At 71.0% G+C, this 19,666-nt stretch carries 19 protein-coding genes; 13 read left to right on the top strand and 6 right to left on the bottom strand.

Annotated features, from left to right (window positions below; translation table 11 throughout):
- Nucleotides 1–14: 14 nt before the first annotated feature.
- From ACYVLJ_RS15130 to ACYVLJ_RS15110, 5 genes are all read left to right on the top strand, one after another.
- Entirely contained in the window at nucleotides 15–1,871 is a 1,857-nt protein-coding gene (locus ACYVLJ_RS15130) for an Hsp70 family protein (RefSeq protein WP_460439046.1), read from the top strand.
- Between the two features lie 44 nt (nucleotides 1,872–1,915).
- Nucleotides 1,916–2,110 carry a DUF3046 domain-containing protein gene (locus tag ACYVLJ_RS15125; RefSeq protein ID WP_451973934.1) on the top strand — a complete coding sequence of 65 codons (195 nt, stop codon included), beginning with the start codon at nucleotides 1,916–1,918 and terminating at the stop codon, nucleotides 2,108–2,110.
- A 237-nt stretch (nucleotides 2,111–2,347) separates the two neighbouring features.
- Complete coding sequence (gene recA, locus ACYVLJ_RS15120; RefSeq protein ID WP_451973932.1) at nucleotides 2,348–3,394, top strand: recombinase RecA; 1,047 nt, start codon at nucleotides 2,348–2,350, stop codon at nucleotides 3,392–3,394.
- An 86-nt stretch (nucleotides 3,395–3,480) separates the two neighbouring features.
- Entirely contained in the window at nucleotides 3,481–4,008 is a 528-nt protein-coding gene (locus ACYVLJ_RS15115) for a regulatory protein RecX (RefSeq protein WP_451974305.1), read from the top strand.
- On the top strand, nucleotides 4,008–4,241 hold the full coding sequence (locus tag ACYVLJ_RS15110; RefSeq protein ID WP_460439045.1) for a hypothetical protein: 234 nt from the start codon (nucleotides 4,008–4,010) through the stop codon (nucleotides 4,239–4,241). The genes ACYVLJ_RS15115 and ACYVLJ_RS15110 overlap by 1 nt, the downstream gene beginning before the upstream one ends.
- A 6-nt stretch (nucleotides 4,242–4,247) precedes the next feature.
- Here the strand turns inward: ACYVLJ_RS15110 and ACYVLJ_RS15105 are convergent, their stop codons facing one another.
- The 4 genes from ACYVLJ_RS15105 to edd all read right to left on the bottom strand — a co-directional run bounded on the left by ACYVLJ_RS15105 (nucleotide 4,248) and on the right by edd (nucleotide 10,305).
- A complete protein-coding gene (locus ACYVLJ_RS15105) occupies nucleotides 4,248–5,600 on the bottom strand; it encodes an MFS transporter (protein ID WP_460439044.1) in 1,353 nt (450 codons plus the stop codon).
- Between the two features lie 19 nt (nucleotides 5,601–5,619).
- Nucleotides 5,620–7,608, bottom strand: coding sequence for a PEP-utilizing enzyme (locus tag ACYVLJ_RS15100; protein ID WP_460439043.1), 1,989 nt, complete (start codon nucleotides 7,606–7,608; stop codon nucleotides 5,620–5,622).
- A gap of 214 nt (nucleotides 7,609–7,822) precedes the next feature.
- Nucleotides 7,823–8,428 (bottom strand): bifunctional 4-hydroxy-2-oxoglutarate aldolase/2-dehydro-3-deoxy-phosphogluconate aldolase, encoded by a 606-nt coding sequence (eda, locus tag ACYVLJ_RS15095; RefSeq protein WP_451973924.1) that lies wholly within the window; start codon nucleotides 8,426–8,428, stop codon nucleotides 7,823–7,825.
- Nucleotides 8,425–10,305 (bottom strand): IlvD/Edd family dehydratase, encoded by a 1,881-nt coding sequence (gene edd / locus ACYVLJ_RS15090; protein ID WP_460439042.1) that lies wholly within the window; start codon nucleotides 10,303–10,305, stop codon nucleotides 8,425–8,427. The genes eda and edd overlap by 4 nt, the downstream gene beginning before the upstream one ends.
- A gap of 253 nt (nucleotides 10,306–10,558) precedes the next feature.
- On the opposite strand from edd, the gene ACYVLJ_RS15085 reads away from it, so the two are divergent.
- The 6 genes from ACYVLJ_RS15085 to ACYVLJ_RS15060 are packed head-to-tail and all read left to right on the top strand — an operon-like array spanning nucleotide 10,559 to nucleotide 16,058.
- Nucleotides 10,559–10,846, top strand: coding sequence for a hypothetical protein (locus ACYVLJ_RS15085; protein ID WP_451973920.1), 288 nt, complete (start codon nucleotides 10,559–10,561; stop codon nucleotides 10,844–10,846).
- Complete coding sequence (locus tag ACYVLJ_RS15080; protein WP_460439041.1) at nucleotides 10,843–11,667, top strand: hypothetical protein; 825 nt, start codon at nucleotides 10,843–10,845, stop codon at nucleotides 11,665–11,667. The genes ACYVLJ_RS15085 and ACYVLJ_RS15080 overlap by 4 nt, the downstream gene beginning before the upstream one ends.
- A 49-nt stretch (nucleotides 11,668–11,716) precedes the next feature.
- Nucleotides 11,717–13,633, top strand: a complete 1,917-nt coding sequence (locus ACYVLJ_RS15075; RefSeq protein WP_460439040.1) for a succinate dehydrogenase flavoprotein subunit — start codon at nucleotides 11,717–11,719, stop codon at nucleotides 13,631–13,633.
- The gene (locus ACYVLJ_RS15070; RefSeq protein WP_451973914.1) at nucleotides 13,630–14,382 is read left to right on the top strand and encodes a succinate dehydrogenase/fumarate reductase iron-sulfur subunit; all 753 of its coding nucleotides are present in this window, start codon (nucleotides 13,630–13,632) and stop codon (nucleotides 14,380–14,382) included. Before ACYVLJ_RS15075 ends, ACYVLJ_RS15070 begins: the two co-directional genes overlap by 4 nt.
- A gap of 30 nt (nucleotides 14,383–14,412) precedes the next feature.
- Nucleotides 14,413–14,937, top strand: coding sequence for a GNAT family N-acetyltransferase (locus ACYVLJ_RS15065; RefSeq protein ID WP_451973912.1), 525 nt, complete (start codon nucleotides 14,413–14,415; stop codon nucleotides 14,935–14,937).
- Complete coding sequence (locus tag ACYVLJ_RS15060) at nucleotides 14,934–16,058, top strand: amidohydrolase family protein (RefSeq protein ID WP_460439039.1); 1,125 nt, start codon at nucleotides 14,934–14,936, stop codon at nucleotides 16,056–16,058. Before ACYVLJ_RS15065 ends, ACYVLJ_RS15060 begins: the two co-directional genes overlap by 4 nt.
- Here the strand turns inward: ACYVLJ_RS15060 and ACYVLJ_RS15055 are convergent.
- The gene (locus ACYVLJ_RS15055; protein ID WP_451973908.1) at nucleotides 16,045–16,896 is read right to left on the bottom strand and encodes a helix-turn-helix domain-containing protein; all 852 of its coding nucleotides are present in this window, start codon (nucleotides 16,894–16,896) and stop codon (nucleotides 16,045–16,047) included. The two genes, ACYVLJ_RS15060 and ACYVLJ_RS15055, sit on opposite strands and share 14 nt — an antisense overlap.
- A 372-nt stretch (nucleotides 16,897–17,268) precedes the next feature.
- Between ACYVLJ_RS15055 and ACYVLJ_RS15050 the strand changes: the two genes are divergently transcribed.
- Together ACYVLJ_RS15050 and ACYVLJ_RS15045 are read left to right on the top strand one after the other, a co-directional pair.
- Nucleotides 17,269–18,207: a DUF4037 domain-containing protein gene (locus ACYVLJ_RS15050; RefSeq protein ID WP_460439038.1), complete on the top strand. Its 939-nt coding sequence runs from the start codon at nucleotides 17,269–17,271 to the stop codon at nucleotides 18,205–18,207.
- Entirely contained in the window at nucleotides 18,200–18,889 is a 690-nt protein-coding gene (locus ACYVLJ_RS15045; RefSeq protein WP_460439037.1) for a YoaK family protein, read from the top strand. The genes ACYVLJ_RS15050 and ACYVLJ_RS15045 overlap by 8 nt, the downstream gene beginning before the upstream one ends.
- Here ACYVLJ_RS15045 and ACYVLJ_RS15040 read toward each other — a convergent pair.
- Nucleotides 18,843–19,580, bottom strand: a complete 738-nt coding sequence (locus ACYVLJ_RS15040; protein ID WP_460439036.1) for an SDR family NAD(P)-dependent oxidoreductase — start codon at nucleotides 19,578–19,580, stop codon at nucleotides 18,843–18,845. The two genes, ACYVLJ_RS15045 and ACYVLJ_RS15040, sit on opposite strands and share 47 nt — an antisense overlap.
- Between the last annotated feature and the right edge of the window lie 86 nt (nucleotides 19,581–19,666).

Raw genomic sequence — 19,666 nt, 5'->3', positions numbered from 1 at the left:
CGAAGGGGAGTGCAGTGCGGATCCTGTCGGTGGACCTCGGGACGTCCAACACCGTCGCCGTCCTTTCGGCGCACGGCATGCCGCCCCGGGTCGTCGAGGTCGACGGCTCGGCGAACATGCCGTCCGCGGTGTTCGCCACCGAAGAGGGCACGATCATGGTCGGCCGCGACGCCGAGCGGCGCGCCCGCCTCGACCCGACGCGCTTCGAGCCGAACCCCAAGCGCCGCATCGACGAGCAGACGCTGCTGCTCGGCACCGACGTCGTCCCGGTGACCGACGCGCTGGCCGCGATCCTGCGCCGCGTGCTCGAGGAGACCTCCCGCCAGCTCGGCGGCGAGCAGCCCGACGAGGTCCGGCTGACCCACCCCGCGCAGTGGGGCCAGACCCGCCGCAACGTCCTGATGTCCGCCGCCCGCCTCGCCGGGATGGACCGGAACATCCTGCTGGTGCCCGAACCCGTCGCCGCGGCGGCGCACTTCGCGTCGTTCCCCGGCAAGTCCCTCGCCCCCGGCCAGGCGCTCGCCGTCTACGACCTCGGGGCCGGCACCTTCGACGTCGCCGTCGTCGGCGCCACGCAGAACGGCTTCACCGTGCTCGCCGAGGACGGCCTGCCCGACCTCGGCGGCCTCGACGTCGACCAGGCGCTGATGGTGCACGTCGGGCGCGAGGTCTCGCACTCCGACCCGCAGCGCTGGCAGCGGCTGCTGCGGCCCGAGTCGACCGCCGACCGGCGCACCCGGCGCGCGCTGCAGGAAGACGTCAAGGCGGCCAAGGAAGCGCTGTCGCGGCACCCGCAGACCGAAGTGCCGATGCCCGAGCCGTTCAAGGACGTCCTCGTCACGCGCGGCGAGCTGGAAGGCCTGGTCCGGCCGGCGATGCTGCGCAGCGTCGAACTGCTTTCGCGGACGCTCCGCTCGTCCGGGCTGGCGCCGGACCGGCTGGCCGGCATCTACCTCGTCGGCGGGTCGAGCCGGCTGCCGCTGGTCGGCACGATGATCGCGGAGAAGCTCGGCGTCGTGCCGGGCAGCCTCGACCAGCCGGAGACGGCCGTCGCGCTCGGCGCCCAGCACGTCGCCCGCGACGGGCTCGGGGCCCGGACCCAGAACGTCGAAGGGGCGGTGGCCGCGGGCGCCCCGCCGCACCGCCCGCAGTACGCGCCGCCGCCCCCGCCGCAGTACCCGGGGTACGCGCCGTCGAACTTCCCGCCGAGCGGTCCGCAGCGGGTGCAGAACCCGGCGCCGTCGAACTTCCCCGCGTACTCGCCCGCCCCGGAACGGGCCGAGCCGAAGCCGGGCGGGAAGAAGAAGCTGGTCATCGGGATCGCGGTCGCGGTCGTCGTGGTGCTCGCGGCCGGGCTGACCTACTTCCTGACGTCGTCGTCCTCGGCGACGACCTACACCGCGGACCAGTGCAAGACCCCGGGCCAGGCGGACGGCAAGGGCCTCACCGGCTGCCTGCGCCAGCTCGCCGGGAAGATCGCCGACACCGGCGACTGCAAGCCGGGCATGGGCAACGGCCCGGCGGCGCCCGCGAAGAGCCTCGGGCCGGCCTCGACGTGCTCCGCGCCGGGCCGGGCGGGGACGCAGGTGACCTACGTCCAGGGCGACAACGCCGACACGCTCAAGCAGTACACCGACGGCCTGCTCACCTCGGCGGGCGGCGACCGCACCGAGGCCGACTGGGCGGGCAACGGGCTCAAGGGCCACTACTCGTCGGCCGCGGGCAAAACGGCGGCGGTGCTCGTGTTCACGGTGTCGGACCGGCCGCTCGCCGGGTTCATCTACCAGCTGAACTCGAACGACCAGGCCGCCGCGACCACACCGGACACGCTGGCCGACTACTTCGAGGCGAGCGTCCAGCCGGGCGAGTAGTGGCGCGAACGGTCCGTTCGCGCCGCCCGGTTAGAGTGGGTCCGATGCGGATCACGGTTTTCCGGCGGCTGATGGCCGAGGAGTTCGGCCCCGGGCGGGCCCAGGTGCTGTCCCGGGACCACGTGCTCAGCGGGCTCGGCGGCCGCACCGTCGACCAGGCGCTGACCGCGGGAATCCCGGCGAAAGAGATCTGGCGAGAGGTCTGCGACGCCTTCGACGTGCCCCCCGAACGACGCTGACCTGGGCGGATGCGCACGGGTCCTGACCCGGGCGGGCGAAAATCCTAGCGCAAGGGTGTGTCGCTGCCGACCTCGAACAGGTGTTCGTCTATGGTGTTGTCCACATCGGGTCCAGCGATCCACAGATTGGGCGCCGCGCCTGGAATTGTCGGTCCCCGCCGCTAGCGTCGGACCGGACAGCTGAAGAACCGACACAGAGCCCCCGAGACGGGGCTTCGACCAGCGAGGTGGACTTCCATGCCTGCAGCACCCGACAAGGACAAGGCGCTCGATCTCGCCCTGGCGCAGATCGACAAGCAGTACGGCAAGGGCTCGGTGATGCGCCTCGGCGAGGACACCCGGCCGCCCATCGCCGTGATCCCCACCGGCTCGATCGCCCTCGACGTCGCGCTCGGCATCGGCGGGCTGCCCCGCGGCCGCGTCGTCGAGATCTACGGCCCGGAATCCTCCGGTAAGACGACCGTCGCCCTGCACGCGGTGGCCAACGCCCAGCGCAACGGCGGCATCGCGGCGTTCATCGACGCCGAGCACGCGCTCGACCCCGAGTACGCGAAGAACCTCGGCGTCGACACCGACGCGCTGCTGGTGTCCCAGCCGGACACCGGGGAGCAGGCGCTGGAGATCGCGGACATGCTGATCCGCTCCGGCGCGCTCGACATCCTGGTCATCGACTCCGTGGCCGCGCTCGTGCCCCGCGCCGAGATCGAGGGCGAGATGGGTGACTCGCACGTGGGTCTCCAGGCCCGCCTGATGAGCCAGGCGCTGCGGAAGATCACCGGTGCGCTGTCCAACTCCGGCACCACGGCGATCTTCATCAACCAGCTCCGCGAGAAGGTCGGCGTCATGTTCGGCTCGCCGGAGACCACCACCGGTGGCAAGGCGCTGAAGTTCTACGCGTCGGTCCGCCTGGACGTGCGTCGCATCGAGACGATGAAGGACGGCGGCGAGGCGGTCGGCAACCGCACCCGCGTCAAGGTCGTCAAGAACAAGGTGGCCCCGCCCTTCAAGCAGGCCGAGTTCGACATCCTGTACGGCCAGGGCATCTCCCGCGAGGGTTCGCTCATCGACATGGGCGTCGACCAGGGCATCCTGCGCAAGTCGGGTGCCTGGTACACCTACGAGGGCGACCAGCTCGGCCAGGGCAAGGAGAACGCGCGCCGGTTCCTGCGCGACAACCCGGACATCGCCAACGAGGTCGAGAAGCGCATCAAGGAAAAGCTCGGCATCGGCCCGCAGGTCGACGCGGACGCCGTCGAAGCGGTCCCGGCGCCGGTCGACTTCTGATCCGCGGGTGAGGGCGAGCCCTGCCGTGGCCGTGGTCCGCGGTGGGGCGTGACGAGGGAGTGATTCAGGTGGCCAGGGCGCCCAAGGTGCCGCCCGCCGAGCTGCCTCCGGAGGAGCGGTACAAGAAGGCCAAGGAGATCTGCTTCGATCTCCTGGCCGCGCGGCCGCGTACTCAGGAGGAGCTCCGGCAGGCGTTGCACCGCAAGGGGTTCGACGAGGAGACCTGCGAAACCCTGCTCGGCAAGCTCGACCGGGCCGGGCTGGTCAACGACGCGGAGTTCGCGGAGCTGTGGGTGAAGTCCCGGCACGCGAACCAGGGCCTGTCCCGCACCGCGCTGGTGGCCGAGCTGCGGCGCAAGGGCGTCGACGGCGAGGTCGCCGCGCAGGCGGCGGGGGAGGTCGACCGCGAGTCCGAGGAGCAGATGGCCAGGGAGCTGGTCCGCAAGCGCCTCGGCTCGCTGGGCAACGTCGACGAACAGACGGCCCTGCGGCGGCTGCTGGGGTTCCTGGCGCGCAAGGGATATCCGCAGGGGCTGGCGTACACGGTGATCAGGGAGGAGCTCCGCGAGTACGGCGCGGAGTCCACCCTGCTCGACGACGCCGTCATCGACTGATGGGGCCCGGCTGGACCGTCGAGCACTTCTCGCAGAGCAACCCGGCCGGCCCGGGGCAGGGTGACGTGGCCGCCCTGCTGCGCCGGGTCGCCGACACCCTCGACGAGCTCGGTGACGTCCAGGTGCAGGACATCGCCTTCGCGAGCGCGGCCACCGAGGGCGAGGACGACCTGACGATGACGGTGTACTACGACCGGCGGCCCCGGCCCCGGCCCCGGCCCCGGCGCCGGTGACCGGCGTCAGCTCCGGGGCTCCGTGACCCGGGGGCGGACTTCCGAACCGTGGCAGCGGCGTTCCGCGCCGGCGACCGGCAACCAGGGCTCCCGCGCCTCGCGGGCCGGCGCCTGGTCGCGACGCCGGGGCGTGGGCACCCGGCGGTCCGAGCGGTGCTTGCGGACCGCCAAGAGCAGGAGGGCGAGCAGGCCCATCGCCACGCCGGTGACCACGGCCGACAGCACCAGGAACTCGTTCAGCCGCCCGGCCGCCAGGTACGCGCCCAGCGCCACCGCCACCAGCGCGCACACGGCGCGGTCCACAATGGACTCCATCGACAGCAGGGTGGCGCGGTGGCGGGAGTCCGGGATCGAGTCGTTCAGCAGCTGCTTCTGCACCGGGAACGCGATGCCCGTCGCCACCGCGAAGACGCACAGCAGCACCACGGCCGGGAAGGAGCCGACGAAGACGATCAGCCCCAGGCACAGCGCCATCACGATCGTCAGCGTGAACACCGAGCCCACCGGGCCGATCGCGCGGCGGAGCCGGTGCGGACGGGCCGCGCCGAGGGCCTCGAACACCGTCATGGCGGCGAGCACCGCGCCGTACCAGTTCACCGACAGCGACTTGGACTCGAGGATCGGCTGGAACAGGTTCACCTGGCAGATCCGGACCAGCGTGAACATCGCGATGCCCTGCACCATCAGCAGGGCCAGCCACCGCGACGAGCGCAGCGCGGACAGCGCGCCGCCGACGCCCGCGAGCAGGGATGCCGTCTTGCCGGTCGAGCGACGGCCGCCCGGGATCGCCGGGAGCCGGCACGCGAACGCCAGCGCGACGGCCGCGTTGATCGCCGTCAGCCAGTACGGGGAAGGGAGGTTCCACGTCATCAGCAGGCCGATGACCGGCCAGTACACGATCTTGCCGACGAGGCTGTACGCGCGCCCGACCCCTTCGACGCGCAGGTAGTGCTCACCGGCGCCGGAAGCGTGCAGGTACTCGTAGAGGTACGCGCTCTGCGCGCCGGACACCAGTGAGCGGGCCAGGGCGATCAGCACGAAGTGCACCAGGAACCCGGTGTAGGAACCGAGGAACACCGGCACCAGGTTCGCCACCACGAGCACGCCGGCGCCGGCCGCCAGCGACGTGCGGTAGTCGAACCGGTCGGCGACCATCCCCGTCGGGATCTCCAGCAGGCAGAACACGATGTAGTAGATGCTCTGGATGCCGAAGATCTCGCCGTCGGACAGGCCGGCGAGCTTCTGGTACTGGTAGAAGATCGGCACCCACAGCAGCAGGCCGAAGAAGAACTGGAACCCGTAGGTCAGCCGGACGGTGCGCTGAACGGCGGGTTTCGCGGGCAGGCGAAGGCCCAGCATGACGGTGTCTCCCGGGAACTCAGGCGGAATACGGACGCAGCTGCACGATGTGGGCGTGGTCGCCGTCGGCGAGCCATTCGATGTCCACCGGTGAGCCGAACGTGTAGTCGGGTGAGAAGTGCCCCTGCAGCAGGCGACCGGCGACGGCGAGCCGTTGCAGCTGCTCGTGGGCCGTCTCGTCGAGGTCGGTGGTGGCGTCGCCGAGCGAGACCGTGCGGCCGCCGCCCTCGACCGTCGAGTACAGGTACTGCATGGGCAGGGCCGAACCGTCGACGACGTCGGTCACGCGAGGCGACACGTTGACGTACACCGTGCGGAAGTCCGCGCGGTTCATCGGGTTCGTCGTCACGAGCACGCCGCCGAAGTCGGCCGCGACCTGCTCCTGGATCACGACACCCATGTAGCACTCGTCGAGGGAGATCCCGGCCTGGTGCCGCAGCCGCACACTGCGCACGGACACCAGCGAAGCCCAGACTTCCTTGACGCTGGCGAAGATCCGCTCGGCGGACGTGACGTGGTTGAGCGACTCGTAGATCCCGGCGGCGGAGAACCCGGCGAGGTCCTCGGCGTTGGACGAGCTGCGCACGACGAACGTCCGCACCCCGGCCAGCTGCGACACCAGGGCGGAGTCGATCTCCCCGGCCAGCGCGCCCGGCATCCGCGCGGACCGGATCAGGCCCTGCAGCTCGACACACAGCGGCTCGATCTCCCGCGCGTCCAGTTCCAGGGCCATCTTCAGCTTGCCGATGGCCTGCTGGATCCGCGGCGACGATTCGAGGAACCGCCGTTGCAGCGAGAACGGCAAGGCGATGCCGCGGGGCACGCGGATGCGCTCGTCGAGCAACCGGCGAGCGGCGGCCGCGACGTCGGCGTCGGCGGGCACGCCCAGCAGCGTGGCCAGGTGGGGGAGCAGGTTGTCCCGCGGCGGCCGCGGAACCTGGTAGAAGCCGAGGAGCCGCTGCGAGCCGTGGGCCAGCACGTGGTGCAGCTCGCCCAGGTTGGCGGCCTTGGTGCCGTAGCGGTAGCGGTCGGCCGCGCGCAGCCGCGCGAGGTTCACGATCGGGCTGTGCTCGGCTTCGGGTTCCTCCAGCGTGACGCGCTGGGCGTACCAGCCCGGTCGCGGCCCTGCCTCGGCCGGTTCTTCGACCTCCCGCAGGGAGATCGACGACGCCTGGGTGTCCACTGTGTACTCGACCCACCGGCCGTCGAGCCCGCGGCGCTCGACCTCGGCGAGGGCGCCGAGCTGGACGGCGTTCGGGATCCGCCAGCCGGTGGCCAGCACGTTGGTGTGGGACAGCGGTGTCGTGTGGCGGGCGTTGACGATGCCGGCCAGGCGCGGGACGTCGTCCGGCACGCGGTCCATCACGATGATGTCCGACCAGTCCAGCGTGGCGGCCCGGTACTCGGCCTCGGAGCGGAACGCGCGCAGCCGGCCCGTGGCCGTGCCGGGGTTCAGCGCGACGAACGGTGCCGTCGAGAACAGTTCGTGCGCGAACACGCGCGGCAGCTCGTTCGCCGGGATCTCCCGCACGAGCCGTTCCTGCAGCTGGTTGGCCGGCTTGAACAGCAGCGGCAGCGCGGGGTCGACGTACTGCGCGACGAAGGCGTGGAATTCGCGGATCAGCGCGGCCGGCATGGTGTCGACTTCGACCGTCTCCAGCGAGAGGATCTTCTTTTCCCGTCGCGTGTGCAGCGCGAGGATGCCGAGCAGGAACCGGCGGTCCGGTGTGTGGTAGAACGCCTGGTTGTAGGAGTCGATGTCCGCGCGGACGCGTTCTTCCGGGACGCCGAGGATCTCTTCGCCGATATAGATCGCGTGAAAGGAATGGCGCGCGTCGTTCAGGAAGTGGATGACCGATGTTTCGCGGTCGACCACGACCTTGACGAAGGAATAACCGCCGAGGGTGCCGCCCAGCTGGTGCAACGCGGACAGGGAAAGCCGTTCGCCGACGAGCGCGGCGACGGTTTCAGGGGCAGGACTGGGCGCGACCACACTGGTCAGGGACACGGATTCTCCTCGCTGGAAATAGCGAAGAGGAACGATAACAGGCCGGTAAATCACCGACCGGAGTGACAGTGGACCATTCAGTGGCACATTCGGCCGGATTCATGACGGCCGCCACACCCGCTCGGAGCACCGTTCCAGCGCGCTGGAACGGTGCTCCCGGGATCCGGACGCCGATTCCGCCGTTCGGGCGCGGATTCCGGCGGGGTGATCTCCGCTACAGCCGCGCGGCTTCCGCGGCCAGCTTCTCGATCGTGGCGGGCTCGAGCGACGCCGTCAGCCACGAACCGCCGATGCAGCCGACGTTCGGCAGCGCCAGGTAGGACGGCGCCGACGCCGCGGTGATCCCGCCCGTCGGGCAGAACTTCAGCGACGGCAGCGGGCCCGCGATCGACTTCAGGTACGCGACCCCGCCGGACGCCTCCGCTGGGAAGAACTTCAGCGCCGAGAGGCCGCGTTCGGCCAGCCGCATCGCCTCGGACACCGTGCTCGCGCCGGGCAGGAACGGCAGCCCGGTCTCGAAGCACGCGTCGACGACCGAGTCCGTGCAGCCCGGCGTCACGAGGAACTTCGCCCCCGCGTCGGCGGCCTGCTTCGCCTGGTCCGGCGAGGTGACGGTGCCGGCGCCGATGACGATGTCGGGCACCTCGGCCGCGACGCGCTCGATCGAAGCGAGCGCCGCGGGGGTGCGCAGGGTCAGCTCGATGACCCCGATCCCGCCGGCGAGCAGGGCCCGGGCCGTGGGCACCGCGTCGCCGGCGTCGTCGATGACCACGACGGGCATCACGGGGGACAGCTCGAGCAGGTCCTGACCGGTGGTCACTGACCGACCTCCTGGGTGGTGAAAGCGGGCATTCCGAAGTGCTCCGGCGTCACGGGGCCGAACACCGAGGCGCCCTGGTCGGCGGGGCCGACCGCGCGGCGCAACGCGGCGAACAGCTCTCGGCCGGTGCCGGTCCAGGATGCTTCGGACGGCGGCGAGTCCACAAGTTCACGGCGGGCGAGTTCTTCGTCACCGACGAGCACGTCGAGGCTGCCCGTGGACGCGTCGAGCCGGATGACGTCGCCGTCCGCGATGCGGGCGATCGGGCCGCCCGCCGCGGCCTCCGGCGTCACCTGGATGGCGGCCGGGATCTTGCCCGACGCGCCCGACATGCGGCCGTCGGTGAGCAGCGCGACGGCGTACCCGCGGTCCATCAGCACGCCCAGCGCCGGGGTCAGGCCGTGCAGCTCGGGCATGCCGTTGGCCCGCGGGCCCTGCTGCCGGAGCACCACGACGACGTCGCGGTCCAGCTCACCGGCCTCGAACGCGTCCTTGAACGCCTCCTGGGTGGTGAACACCCGCGCCGGCGCCTGGACGACCCGGTGCTCGGGCGCCACCGCGGACACCTTGGTCACCGCGCGGCCGAGGTTGCCCTCGACCATCCGCAGCCCGCCGTCCGCGGCGAAGGGCCGCCACGCCGGGCGCAGCACGTCTTCGTCGAGGCTGCGGGCCGGCACGTCGCGCCAGACCAGCTCGCCGTCGGACAGGATCGGCTCGGCCCGGTAGCGGTGCAGCCCGAACCCGGCGACCGTGTGCACGTCCTCGTGCAGGAGCCCGGCGTCGAGCAGCGTGCCGACGAGGAACTGGATGCCGCCGGCGGCGTGGAAGTGGTTGATGTCCGCGCTGCCGTTCGGGTAGACCCGCGCCAGCAGCGGCACGACGGCCGAGAGGTCGGAGAAGTCGTCCCAGGTCAGCTGGATGCCCGCGGCCGCGGCGACGGCGACCAGGTGCATCGTGTGGTTGGTCGACCCGCCGGTGGCGAGCAGCGCGACGACACCGTTGACGAACGCCTTCTCGTCGAGGATCCGCGAGACCGGCGTGTACTCCTCGCCGCGCGAGAGGGCGACGACCCGGCGGCCCGCTTCTTCGGTGAGCGCTTGCCGCAAGGAAGAACCCGGCTGCACGAAGCTGGCGCCGGGCAGGTGCAGGCCCATCACCTCGACGACCATCTGGTTGGAGTTGGCCGTGCCGTAGAACGTGCAGGTGCCGGCCGAGTGGTACGACGCCGCTTCGGCGTCGAGGAGGTCTTCGCGCGTCGCGAGGCCCTCGGCGTACAGCTGCCGGACGCGCGCCTTCTCCTTGTTCGGCAGCCCGGAGTTCATCGGGCCGGCCGGCACGAGCAGCGCGGGCAGGTGCCCGAACGCCAGGGCGCCGATCAGCAGGCCGGGGACGATCTTGTCGCAGACGCCGAGCAGCAGGCCTGCGTCGAACATGTCGTGCGACAGCGCGATCGCCGTCGACATCGCGATGACCTCGCGGCTGAACAGGGACAGCTCCATGCCCGCGCGGCCCTGGGTGATGCCGTCGCACATCGCGGGCACGCCGCCGGCGAACTGGGCGACCCCGCCGGCGGAGCGCACCGACTTCTTCAGCCAGGCCGGGTACTCCTGCATCGGCTGGTGCGCCGACAGCATGTCGTTGTAGGACGAGACGATCGCGACGCCGGGAGCGCGCGCGGCCCGCAGCGCGGCCTTGTCGGCGCCTTCCATGGCGGCGAAGCCGTGGGCGAGGTTGCTGCACGCGAGACCGCGGCGGACCGGGCCTTCTTCGTGCGCGGCGGCCATGCGGTCGAGGTAGGCGGAGCGCGTCGCGGCACTGCGCGCGGTGATGCGGGCGGTGACGTCGGCGACGGTCTTGTGCAGGGAGGTGGGGCTCATGTCCGGCTCCGGATCACTGGTGTGGGGTGGTCCGCGGGACGGCAGCGCTGACGCCTCTGGGTCGTGACACTGGCCACAGTACCTCGGGAAAACGCCGAATCAAAATCGATTCAGAAGATCCACCCGCGTGACCCCGATCACCTCCGGAACCGTTAGTGTGCTAGTTGTCACACTGCACGACGCGTGGCAAAGCCGTACAGCGAGCGATCGCCCGGCCGGCTCCCTGCCAGCCCCACCACACCCGGGAGGCATGATGTCCACCTCCGAGATCGCCGAGCTGCGGCGAACCATCGGCCAGCTCAGGCAGTGCGTCGGCGCACTGCGCTCGCGTTACGGCGACGCCTCGGCGGTCCGCCGGCTCGCCAACGACGTGGAGCGCCTCGACATCGACACCGCGGACCTCGACGGGGTGCCGCTCGCCGTGCCCTCCCAGGCGAAGCCCGCCGAACGCGTGCAAGTACCCGACACGCCGTACGACCCCGCGCTGTGGCACGGCGCGGACGACGAGGGTGTCGGCGGCTACAAGCGCGACCAGCGGTGAGCGCTCCGGCTGACAACGGCGTCGGCACCGGCGTCCGGGCCCCCAAGCGGGCCCGGATCGCCGAGCGCACCCTCCGCACGGACCGGTGGTGGCTGCAGCCGCTGCTGACCGTGCTCGGACTGTCGGCGTTCATCATCTACGCGACGGTCCGGTCGTTCGTGCGCACCGCGTACTGGGTGCCCGACTACCACTACCTGACGCCGTTCTACTCGCCCTGCCTGTCCACTTCCTGCGTCGAGGGCTCGAGCCACTTCGGCCACTGGTTCGGCGACCTGCCGGGGTTCATCCCGCTCGGCTTCGTCGTGCTGCCGTTCCTGCTCGGGTTCCGCCTGACCTGCTACTACTACCGCAAGGCCTACTACCGGGCCGTGTGGTTCTCCCCGCCCGCCTGTGCCGTCGCGGAACCGCACGCGAAGTACTCGGGCGAGACGCGGCTCCCGCTGATCATCCAGAACGTCCACCGCTACTTCTTCTACGTCGCGCTGGTCGTCTCCGTGATCAACACCTACGACGCGATCACGGCGTTCCACGGCAAGACCGGTGGCTTCGGGTTCGGGCTGGGCAACATCATCCTGCTCGGCAACGTGATCCTCCTGTGGGCGTACACGCTTTCCTGCCACTCGTGCCGGCACGTGACCGGCGGCAGGCTCAAGCACTTCTCCAAGCATCCGGTGCGCTACTGGATCTGGACCAAGGTCTCGAAGCTCAACACCCGCCACATGGCGCTGGCCTGGACGACGCTCGGCACGCTGGTGCTGACCGACTTCTACGTCATGCTCGTGTCGAGTGGCGCGATTTCGGACCTGCGGTTCGTGAACTAGTCTCCCGCTCCCGACAACGACGTCCCCAGTTCCGAGGTGGAATCTCTTCATGACCGAGGTCGAACGGCACAGCTACGACGTGGTGGTGATCGGTGCCGGTGGCGCCGGTCTGCGAGCTGTGATCGAGGCGCGCGAACGCGGTTTCCGCGTCGCCGTGGTGTGCAAGTCCCTGTTCGGCAAAGCGCACACGGTGATGGCCGAGGGCGGGTGCGCGGCGTCGATGGGCAACGCGAACTCGAACGACAACTGGCAGGTCCACTTCCGCGACACGATGCGCGGCGGGAAGTTCCTCAACAACTGGCGGATGGCCGAGCTGCACGCCAAGGAGGCGCCCGACCGCGTCTGGGAGCTGGAGACCTACGGCGCGCTGTTCGACCGCACCGCCGACGGCCGGATCAGCCAGCGCAACTTCGGCGGGCACACCTACCCGCGGCTGGCGCACGTCGGTGACCGCACCGGCCTCGAGCTGATCCGCACGATGCAGCAGAAGATCGTTTCGCTGCAGCAGGAGGACTTCGCCGAGACCGGCGACTACGAGGCGAAGATCAAGGTCTTCGCCGAGTGCACGGTCACCGAACTGCTCACCACCGACGGCGCCATCGCCGGCGCGTTCGGGTACTGGCGCGAGAGCGGCCGGTTCATCCTGTTCGACGCGCCCGCGGTCGTGCTCGCCACCGGCGGCATCGGCAAGTCGTTCAAGGTGACGTCGAACTCGTGGGAGTACACCGGCGACGGTCACGCGCTGGCCCTGCGGGCGGGCGCCAAGCTGATCAACATGGAGTTCGTCCAGTTCCACCCGACCGGGATGGTCTGGCCGCCGAGCGTCAAGGGCATCCTCGTCACCGAGGGCGTGCGCGGTGACGGCGGTGTGCTCAAGAACTCCGACGGCAAGCGGTTCATGTTCGAGTACGTGCCGGACGTCTTCAAGGGCCAGTACGCGGAGAGCGAAGACGAAGCCGATCGCTGGTACTCCGACCAGGAGAACAATCGCCGCACGCCGGACCTGCTGCCCCGCGACGAGGTCGCGCGCGCGATCAACTCCGAGGTCAAGGAGGGGCGCGGGTCCCCGCACGGCGGCGTCTTCCTCGACATCGCGAGCCGGCTGCCCGCCGAGGAGATCAAGAAGCGGCTGCCGTCGATGTACCACCAGTTCAAGGAACTCGCGGACGTCGACATCACGGCCGAGCCGATGGAGGTCGGGCCGACCTGCCACTACGTCATGGGCGGCATCGAGGTCGACCCGGACACGGCCGGCGCGAGCGTGCCCGGCCTGTTCGCGGCCGGTGAGTGCTCGGGCGGCATGCACGGCTCCAACCGGCTCGGTGGCAACTCGCTGTCGGACCTGCTGGTGTTCGGCCGGCGCGCGGGCCTCGGCGCGGCCGAGTACGTGCAGGGCCTCGAGAACCGGCCCGCCGTCAGCGAGTCCGATGTGGACGCCGCGGCGAAGATGGCGCTCGCGCCGTTCGACCCGCCCGCGGGTGCGTCGGCGGAGAACCCGTACACGCTGCACACCGAGCTGCAGCAGTCGATGAACGACCTGGTCGGCATCATCCGCAAGGCCGGCGAGATCGAGCAGGCGCTGACGAAGCTGGCCGAGCTGCGGCAGCGCATCCTGCACGTCACCGTGGAAGGGCACCGGCAGTTCAACCCGGGCTGGCACCTCGCGGTCGACCTGCGGAACATGCTGATGGTCAGCGAATGCGTCGCGAAGGCGGCGTTGACGCGGACCGAAAGCCGCGGCGGGCACACGCGGGACGACTTCCCGGGCATGGACCCCGAGTGGCGGCACAAGCTGCTGGTGTGCTCGGCGTCCGAGGGCGGCAACCCCGTCGTCCCGGACATCGGCGTCGAAGTGAAGGAGCAGGTGCCGCTGCGGCAGGACCTGCTGGAGCTGTTCGAGTTCGGCGAGCTCGGGAAGTACTACACCGATGCCGAGCTGGAGACGCACCCGGGGAGCAAGGCATGAGTTACAAGGCGAGTTTCCGGGTCTGGCGCGGCGACGACACGGGCGGCGGGCTGCAGGACTTCACGGTGGAGGTGAACGAGGGCGAGGTCGTCCTCGACATCATCCACCGCCTGCAGGCCACCCAGGCGTCGGACCTCGCGGTGCGCTGGAACTGCAAGGCGGGCAAGTGCGGCTCGTGCTCGGCGGAGATCAACGGCAAGCCGCGCCTGCTGTGCATGACGCGGATGTCGACGTTCACCGAGGAAGAGGTGATCACGGTGACGCCGATGCGGACGTTCCCGGTGATCCGCGACCTCGTCACCGACGTGTCCTTCAACTACACGAAGGCGCGCGAGATCCCGTCGTTCACCCCGCCCGCCGACCTCAAGCCCGGCGAGTACCGGATGCAGCAGGTGGACGTCGAGCGGTCGCAGGAGTTCCGGAAGTGCATCGAGTGCTTCCTGTGCCAGAACACCTGCCACGTCGTGCGCGACCACGAGGAGAACAAGGAGTCCTTCGCCGGGCCGCGCTACCTGATGCGCATCGCGGAGCTGGAGATGCACCCGCTCGACGTCGCCGACCGGCGCGACGCCGCGCAGGAGGAGCACGGCCTCGGGTACTGCAACATCACCAAGTGCTGCAGCGAGGTCTGCCCGGAAGGCATCCACATCACCGACAACGCGCTCATCCCGATGAAGGAGCGCGTCGCGGACCGCAAGTACGACCCGATCGTCTGGCTGGGCAACAAGCTCTTCCGCCGCGACAAGTGATCCGTGCCCCGCACCTGGCAAGGTGGGGGCATGGAGATCGAGCTGCTGACGCCGTCGGTTGACCGCGCCGTGGTCGAACGGATCACGGCGCTGGTCAACCACGTCTACGCCGAGTCCGAGAAGGGGCTTTGGCTGGGGAGCACCGACCGGACCGACGGCGATGAGGTCGCCGGGTTCGTGCGGGCCGGGGAGATCGCCGTTGCGCTGGTGGACGGGGATCTGGCCGGGTCCGTGCGGGTCCGGCGCCTTGACGACGTGACCGGGGAGTTCGGCATGCTCGCCGCCGATCCGGGGCGGCGGGGGCTGGGGATCGGGCGGGAGCTCGTGCGGTTCGCCGAGGCCGCCGGCCGGGCGGCCGGGTGCCGGGAGATGCAGCTCGAACTGCTGGTGCCACGTGAGTGGACGCATCCGTCGAAGCAGTTCCTCGCCGAGTGGTACGGGCGGCTCGGCTACCGCGTGACGCACCGGGCCGATCTCGCCGAGGACTACCCGCACCTCGCGCCGTCGCTCGCCACGCCGTGCGACTTTCTCGTCTACCGCAAGGATCTCGCGTGACCCTGCTCGCCGGGGCGCGGGTGTTCGACCCCGAAACCGGGGAGACGACCCGGGCGGACGTCCGGCTGGACGGCTCGCGCATCGCCGAGGTGGGGCCGGGGCTCGACGGCGGCGATCGGGTCGACTGTTCGGGCGGGTTGCTGGTGCCCGGGCTCATCGACTGCCACGTGCACGTCGCGTTCCGGCGGCCGGAGCCGCTGCCCCGCAGCGCGCGGATCCTCGAGGCGGTGCCCGTGCTGCGCCGGTTGCTGGCGCGCGGGATCACCACCGTCCGGGACGCCTGGGGTGCCGACGCCGGGTTCAAGCACGCGCTGCGCGAAGGCTGGATCACCGGGCCGGACCTGCTCGTCAGCCTGCGCCAGCTGGGGCCGACCGGCGGGCTCGGCGACACCTGGGACCCGGCCGCGGGCACCGTCGACAACTACGGCGACCCGGCCCTGCCGGACCCGCTGTTCGACGGGCCCGACGCCGCCCGCGCGGCCGTGCGCCGGATGGTGCGGGCGGGCGCCGACTGGATCAAGGTCGGCGCGAGCGGGGCGCTGTGGTCGGTCCGCGCGGGCGTGGACGTCCGCCCCACCGACGACGAGCTCGTCGCGCTGGTCGACGAAGCCGGCCGCTGCGGGCGCGATGTCCTGGCGCACGCGCACACGTCGGCCGCCGTGGTGTCGGCTGCCCGCGCCGGGGCGCGCAGCGTCGAACACGGCACCTTCCTCGACGACTCCGCCGTCGCCGCGCTGGCCGAGGTCTGGTACGTGCCGACGCTCTCGCCGTTGCACGACAGCGAATTCGCCGAGACGCACCGGCGCTCGCTACGCCTCGCCGCGGACGCCGGCGTCCGGATCGCCGCGGGCTCGGACCTCGCGCCGCGTCCGCATGTCGACTTGACGACCGAGCTCCGGTTGCTGGCGGACGTCCTCGGCGACGCGGCCGCCCTGAAGGCGGCGACGTCCGAAGCCGCGCGCCTGCTCCGGCTCGACGACGACCGCGGCCGGATCGAGCCGGGGCTGCGCGCGGACCTGGTGCTGCTCGACGGCACGGACCTGGCCGTCGCCGACCTGCCCGGACGGATCCGGGCGGTCTGGCACGACGGGGAGCCGGTCGACGGGGTCAGGTCGTCATGAGATCGAACTCCTCGGCCAGGCGGACCAGGAAGTCCCGCGACTCCCCTTCGGGCAACGCGACTTGCTCCAGGCGCGTGCGAAGGACGTAGAAGGCTTCGACCGCCACCCGGTCGTCGACGAACAGCCCGGCGGTGAACGTCTCTTCGTAGGCCACCGGCGGGTGTTCGGCGAACTCGAGGAGGGTGAACCGGCTGCTGACGAGGTGGTACGGCGGAGCGGACGCGGGGACGACGCGGATGGTGCAGTGCGGGAGGTTGGTGGCCAGCACGAGGTACTGCAGTTGTTCGTGCATCAGGGCCGGGTCGCGCAGGATCGCTCTCAGGGTGTGCTCGTAGACGAAGTAGATGCAGTGGGGCGGGTCCCGGCGCTGCAGCAGCCGCTGCCGGTCGATCCTGGCCTGGATCAACGGTTTCAGCCGGTCGGTGGTGTACCGGCCGGACATCTCGTAGAGGGTGCGCACGTAATCCTCGGTCTGCAGCATGCCGGGCAGCGCCGTCGGGCTGTTCGAGATCACCGTGGTCGCCAGGTTCTCCTGGATGATCAGGGACCTCATCGGGTCGACGAGCTTGTCGAAGTACGGCCGCACCCAGTACTGCTCGCCCGGTGGCCGGGTGAGCTCCAGCAGCCGCGCGCGCTCCGCGGCGTCGGTGCCGCAGAGCGCGAGGTAGATCGCCGCGTCGATCGGGGAGACGCGGCGGCCGTTCTCCCAGCCGGACACCTTCGACGCCGACCAGTGGGCGCGCCGCGCGACTTCGCGCAGCGACAGGTGCTTCGCCTCGCGCTGCGTCTTCAACTCGATGCCCATCTCCCGAGTGCGCACCGTGCTCTTTTCGGTCATGCTCGGACGGTAAGGGGAGGTACCGACAAAATTTGCGCTGCCACGCTGGGGTTCACCGGAACGTATGTCGGTGTTCTGGTCGTGTGACAATGGAATCCGCTGGCGAAGCGCTGCGAAGCAGCTTCGCACAATGAAGGGCGCTTCGCGCGTTAGGGAGGCGAATTGGTGTGGTGCTCCCGGTCGCGTCGATGTTCACCGTATCGTACGTAGCTGTTCTGCTTGTGCGACAACGAGAAGGAGCGCGAAGTACCTTTGCGCGGCGAAGCGTGCTTCGCGTGCTGTCGTGTTCGCCAGACATTCAGGAATCAATGCCGCGAAGCGGTTTCGCATAATGAAGCGCGCTCCGCGTGTCAGTAAGTCATAATGGCATTCATGACGTTCTTTTCCGGAATCGCGTTGAGTCGCCGTTTCTACGCCGAAGCGGTCGCGCCGCGTGTCGGCGGACGGCACAGCGCTGCGTTGCTCGGGCCCGGCTCCGAGGTGCTCGGCTTCGACACCGAGCGCTCCACCGACCACGACTGGACCGCTCGTGTCTTCCTGTTCGTCCCCGGCGGCCGCGGCCCGGAGGTGCCGCCGACCTTTCTCGGGCACCCCACGAAACTGGTTGTCGCGAAGCTCGACGACTGGACGCGCGACTTCCTCGGCTTCGACCCGCGGCACCCAGAGCCGCAGGACTGGCTCGCCACCCCGACCCAGGTCTTCGCCGAGTTCACCGCCGGCGCCGTCTTCCACGACGACCTCGGGCTCGAAGCGCTGCGAAGCCGCGTCGCCTGGTACCCGCACGACGTCTGGCGGTACGTCCTCGCGTGCCAGTGGCAGCGCATCGGCCAGGAAGAGGCGTTCGTCGGCCGGTGCGGGGAAGCCGGCGACGAGCTGGGCTCGGCCGTCGTCGCCGCGAGGCTCGTGCGGGACCTGATGCGGCTGTGCCTGCTCATGGCGCGCCGGTACCCGCCGTACGGCAAGTGGCTCGGCAGCGCCTTCGCCCGGCTGCCCGCGGCCGCGACGCTCACGCCGTCGCTGGCCGGCGCGCTCGCGGCGACGCACTGGCGAGACCGCGAACACCACCTCGTGACGGCGTACGAGTGCGTGGCCGGGCTGCACAACGCGCTCGGCCTCACCGCCCCGGTGGACCCGCGGGCCCGCCTCTTCTTCGACCGGCCGTTCCGGGTCATCGGCGCGGAGCGGTTCGTGGCGCCGCTGCTCGCCGGGGCGCGGCTGCCCGTCGGGGCGATCGACCAGTTCGTCGACAGCACGGACGCGCTCGGGCACCGCGAACTGACCCGCCGGGTGGTTGACTGCGTGCATGGCTGAACCGAAACCGCGGGACCTGGCCGCCCTGCTGCTGACGCTCACCGTCGTGACCGGGGTCGTCGATGCCGTCAGCTTCCTCGGGCTGGGCCGGGTGTTCGTCGCCAACATGACCGGCAACGTGGTGTTCCTCGGCTTCGCGGCGGCGGGGGAGACGACGCTGTCGGTGCTCGCGTCGCTGACCGCGGTGCTGGCGTTCCTGGCGGGCGCGCTCGCGGGTGGCCGGCTGGCCCGCCGCGAAGACGACTACGACACGCTCCACCAGGCGACGGCGGCCCAAGCGGTGCTGGTCGCGGTGGCCGTCGTGCTGTCGGCGACCCTCGGCACCGGCACCCGGGCGGGCAGCGAACTGCTGATCGTCGTGCTGGGCGTGGCGATGGGCCTGCAGAACGCGGCGGTCCGCCGGATCGGTGCCCCGGACCTGACGACGACCGTCCTGACCATGACGCTGACCGGGTTCGCGGCCGACTCCAAGGCGGCCGGCGGGCAGGGGGCGCACCCGCTGCGGAAGATCGCGGCCGTCGGCGCGATGCTGGTGGGTGCCCTCGCCGGCGGGCTGCTCCAGCTGCACGTCGCGATGTGGACGGCGCTGGCACTGGCGCTCGTGCTGATCGTCGGCGTGCTGGTGGCGCTGCGGGTCAGCCGAGCGCGCGACCGCCGTCCACCAGCAGACGCTGTCCCGTGACGAAGCCCGCCTCCTCCGAGGCGAAGAAGCTCACCGCGGCCGCGACGTCGTCCGGCGTTCCCAGCCGGCCCGCCGGGACCGACTGCCGGTAGTCCTCCCGCTCGGCCGCCGGGACCTCCGCGTGCCGTTCCACCGGGACGAACCCCGGCGCGACCGTGTTGACCGTGATGCCGTCCGATGCGAGTTCGCGCGCCCACGCGCGGGCCAGGCCGATCTGCGCGCTCTTGGCCGTCGCGTAGGCCGAGCGGCCGGGTGGCGGGCGGTCCGCGACCTCCGAGTCGACGTGCACGACGCGCCCGTAGCCGCGGGCGCGCATCCCGGGCAGCACGGCGTGCCCGAGCAGCACCGGCGACCGCACGAAGAAGTCCAGCTGCGCCAGGTGGTCCGGCCAGTCCACTTGCGACACGGGCGCTTCGGGCTGCGGTCCGGTGGCGTTGAGCACGAGCACGCCGATCGGGCCGAGCAGCGCGGTGACGCCGTCGACGAGCTCGCCGACCTGGCGCCGGTCGGTCACGTCCGCGGCGAACGCGGCGGCCCGGCCGCCCTCGGCGAGGATCCCTTCTGCGGCGGTCTTGAGGTCGGCGTCGTCGTGGAGACCGTTGACGGCGACGGAAAACCCGTCGCGCGCCAGTCTCCGCGCGATCACCCGGCCGAGTCCGCGGGAGCTGCCGGTCACCAGTGCGACGCCCATGGGTCCCGACGCTAGGGGAGAGCCGGGGGCAGGACAACCCCACGGCACCGGGCCCGCCTTCGCGGTGAAGCCGGCGCGGCAGACGT

This window comes from Amycolatopsis stemonae, assembly GCF_054781455.1.
Note: the sequence above shows the minus strand (reverse complement) of the source record. Positions and strands in the feature narration are given on the sequence as shown.

Bases quoted from the DNA above. Each gene is read 5' to 3' on its own strand.
- ACYVLJ_RS15040 (WP_460439036.1), bottom strand. From the start codon at position 19,580: ATGGGCGTCGCACTGGTGACCGGCAGCTCCCGCGGACTCGGCCGGGTG.
- ACYVLJ_RS15065 (WP_451973912.1), top strand. From the start codon at position 14,413: ATGGAGATCGAGCTGCTGACGCCGTCGGTTGACCGCGCCGTGGTCGAA.
- ACYVLJ_RS15110 (WP_460439045.1), top strand. From the start codon at position 4,008: ATGGGGCCCGGCTGGACCGTCGAGCACTTCTCGCAGAGCAACCCGGCC.
- ACYVLJ_RS15125 (WP_451973934.1), top strand. From the start codon at position 1,916: ATGCGGATCACGGTTTTCCGGCGGCTGATGGCCGAGGAGTTCGGCCCC.
- ACYVLJ_RS15070 (WP_451973914.1), top strand. From the start codon at position 13,630: ATGAGTTACAAGGCGAGTTTCCGGGTCTGGCGCGGCGACGACACGGGC.
- ACYVLJ_RS15105 (WP_460439044.1), bottom strand. From the start codon at position 5,600: ATGCTGGGCCTTCGCCTGCCCGCGAAACCCGCCGTTCAGCGCACCGTC.
- ACYVLJ_RS15055 (WP_451973908.1), bottom strand. From the start codon at position 16,896: ATGACCGAAAAGAGCACGGTGCGCACTCGGGAGATGGGCATCGAGTTG.
- ACYVLJ_RS15075 (WP_460439040.1), top strand. From the start codon at position 11,717: ATGACCGAGGTCGAACGGCACAGCTACGACGTGGTGGTGATCGGTGCC.
- ACYVLJ_RS15085 (WP_451973920.1), top strand. From the start codon at position 10,559: ATGTCCACCTCCGAGATCGCCGAGCTGCGGCGAACCATCGGCCAGCTC.
- recA (WP_451973932.1), top strand. From the start codon at position 2,348: ATGCCTGCAGCACCCGACAAGGACAAGGCGCTCGATCTCGCCCTGGCG.
- ACYVLJ_RS15050 (WP_460439038.1), top strand. From the start codon at position 17,269: ATGACGTTCTTTTCCGGAATCGCGTTGAGTCGCCGTTTCTACGCCGAA.
- ACYVLJ_RS15045 (WP_460439037.1), top strand. From the start codon at position 18,200: ATGGCTGAACCGAAACCGCGGGACCTGGCCGCCCTGCTGCTGACGCTC.
- edd (WP_460439042.1), bottom strand. From the start codon at position 10,305: ATGAGCCCCACCTCCCTGCACAAGACCGTCGCCGACGTCACCGCCCGC.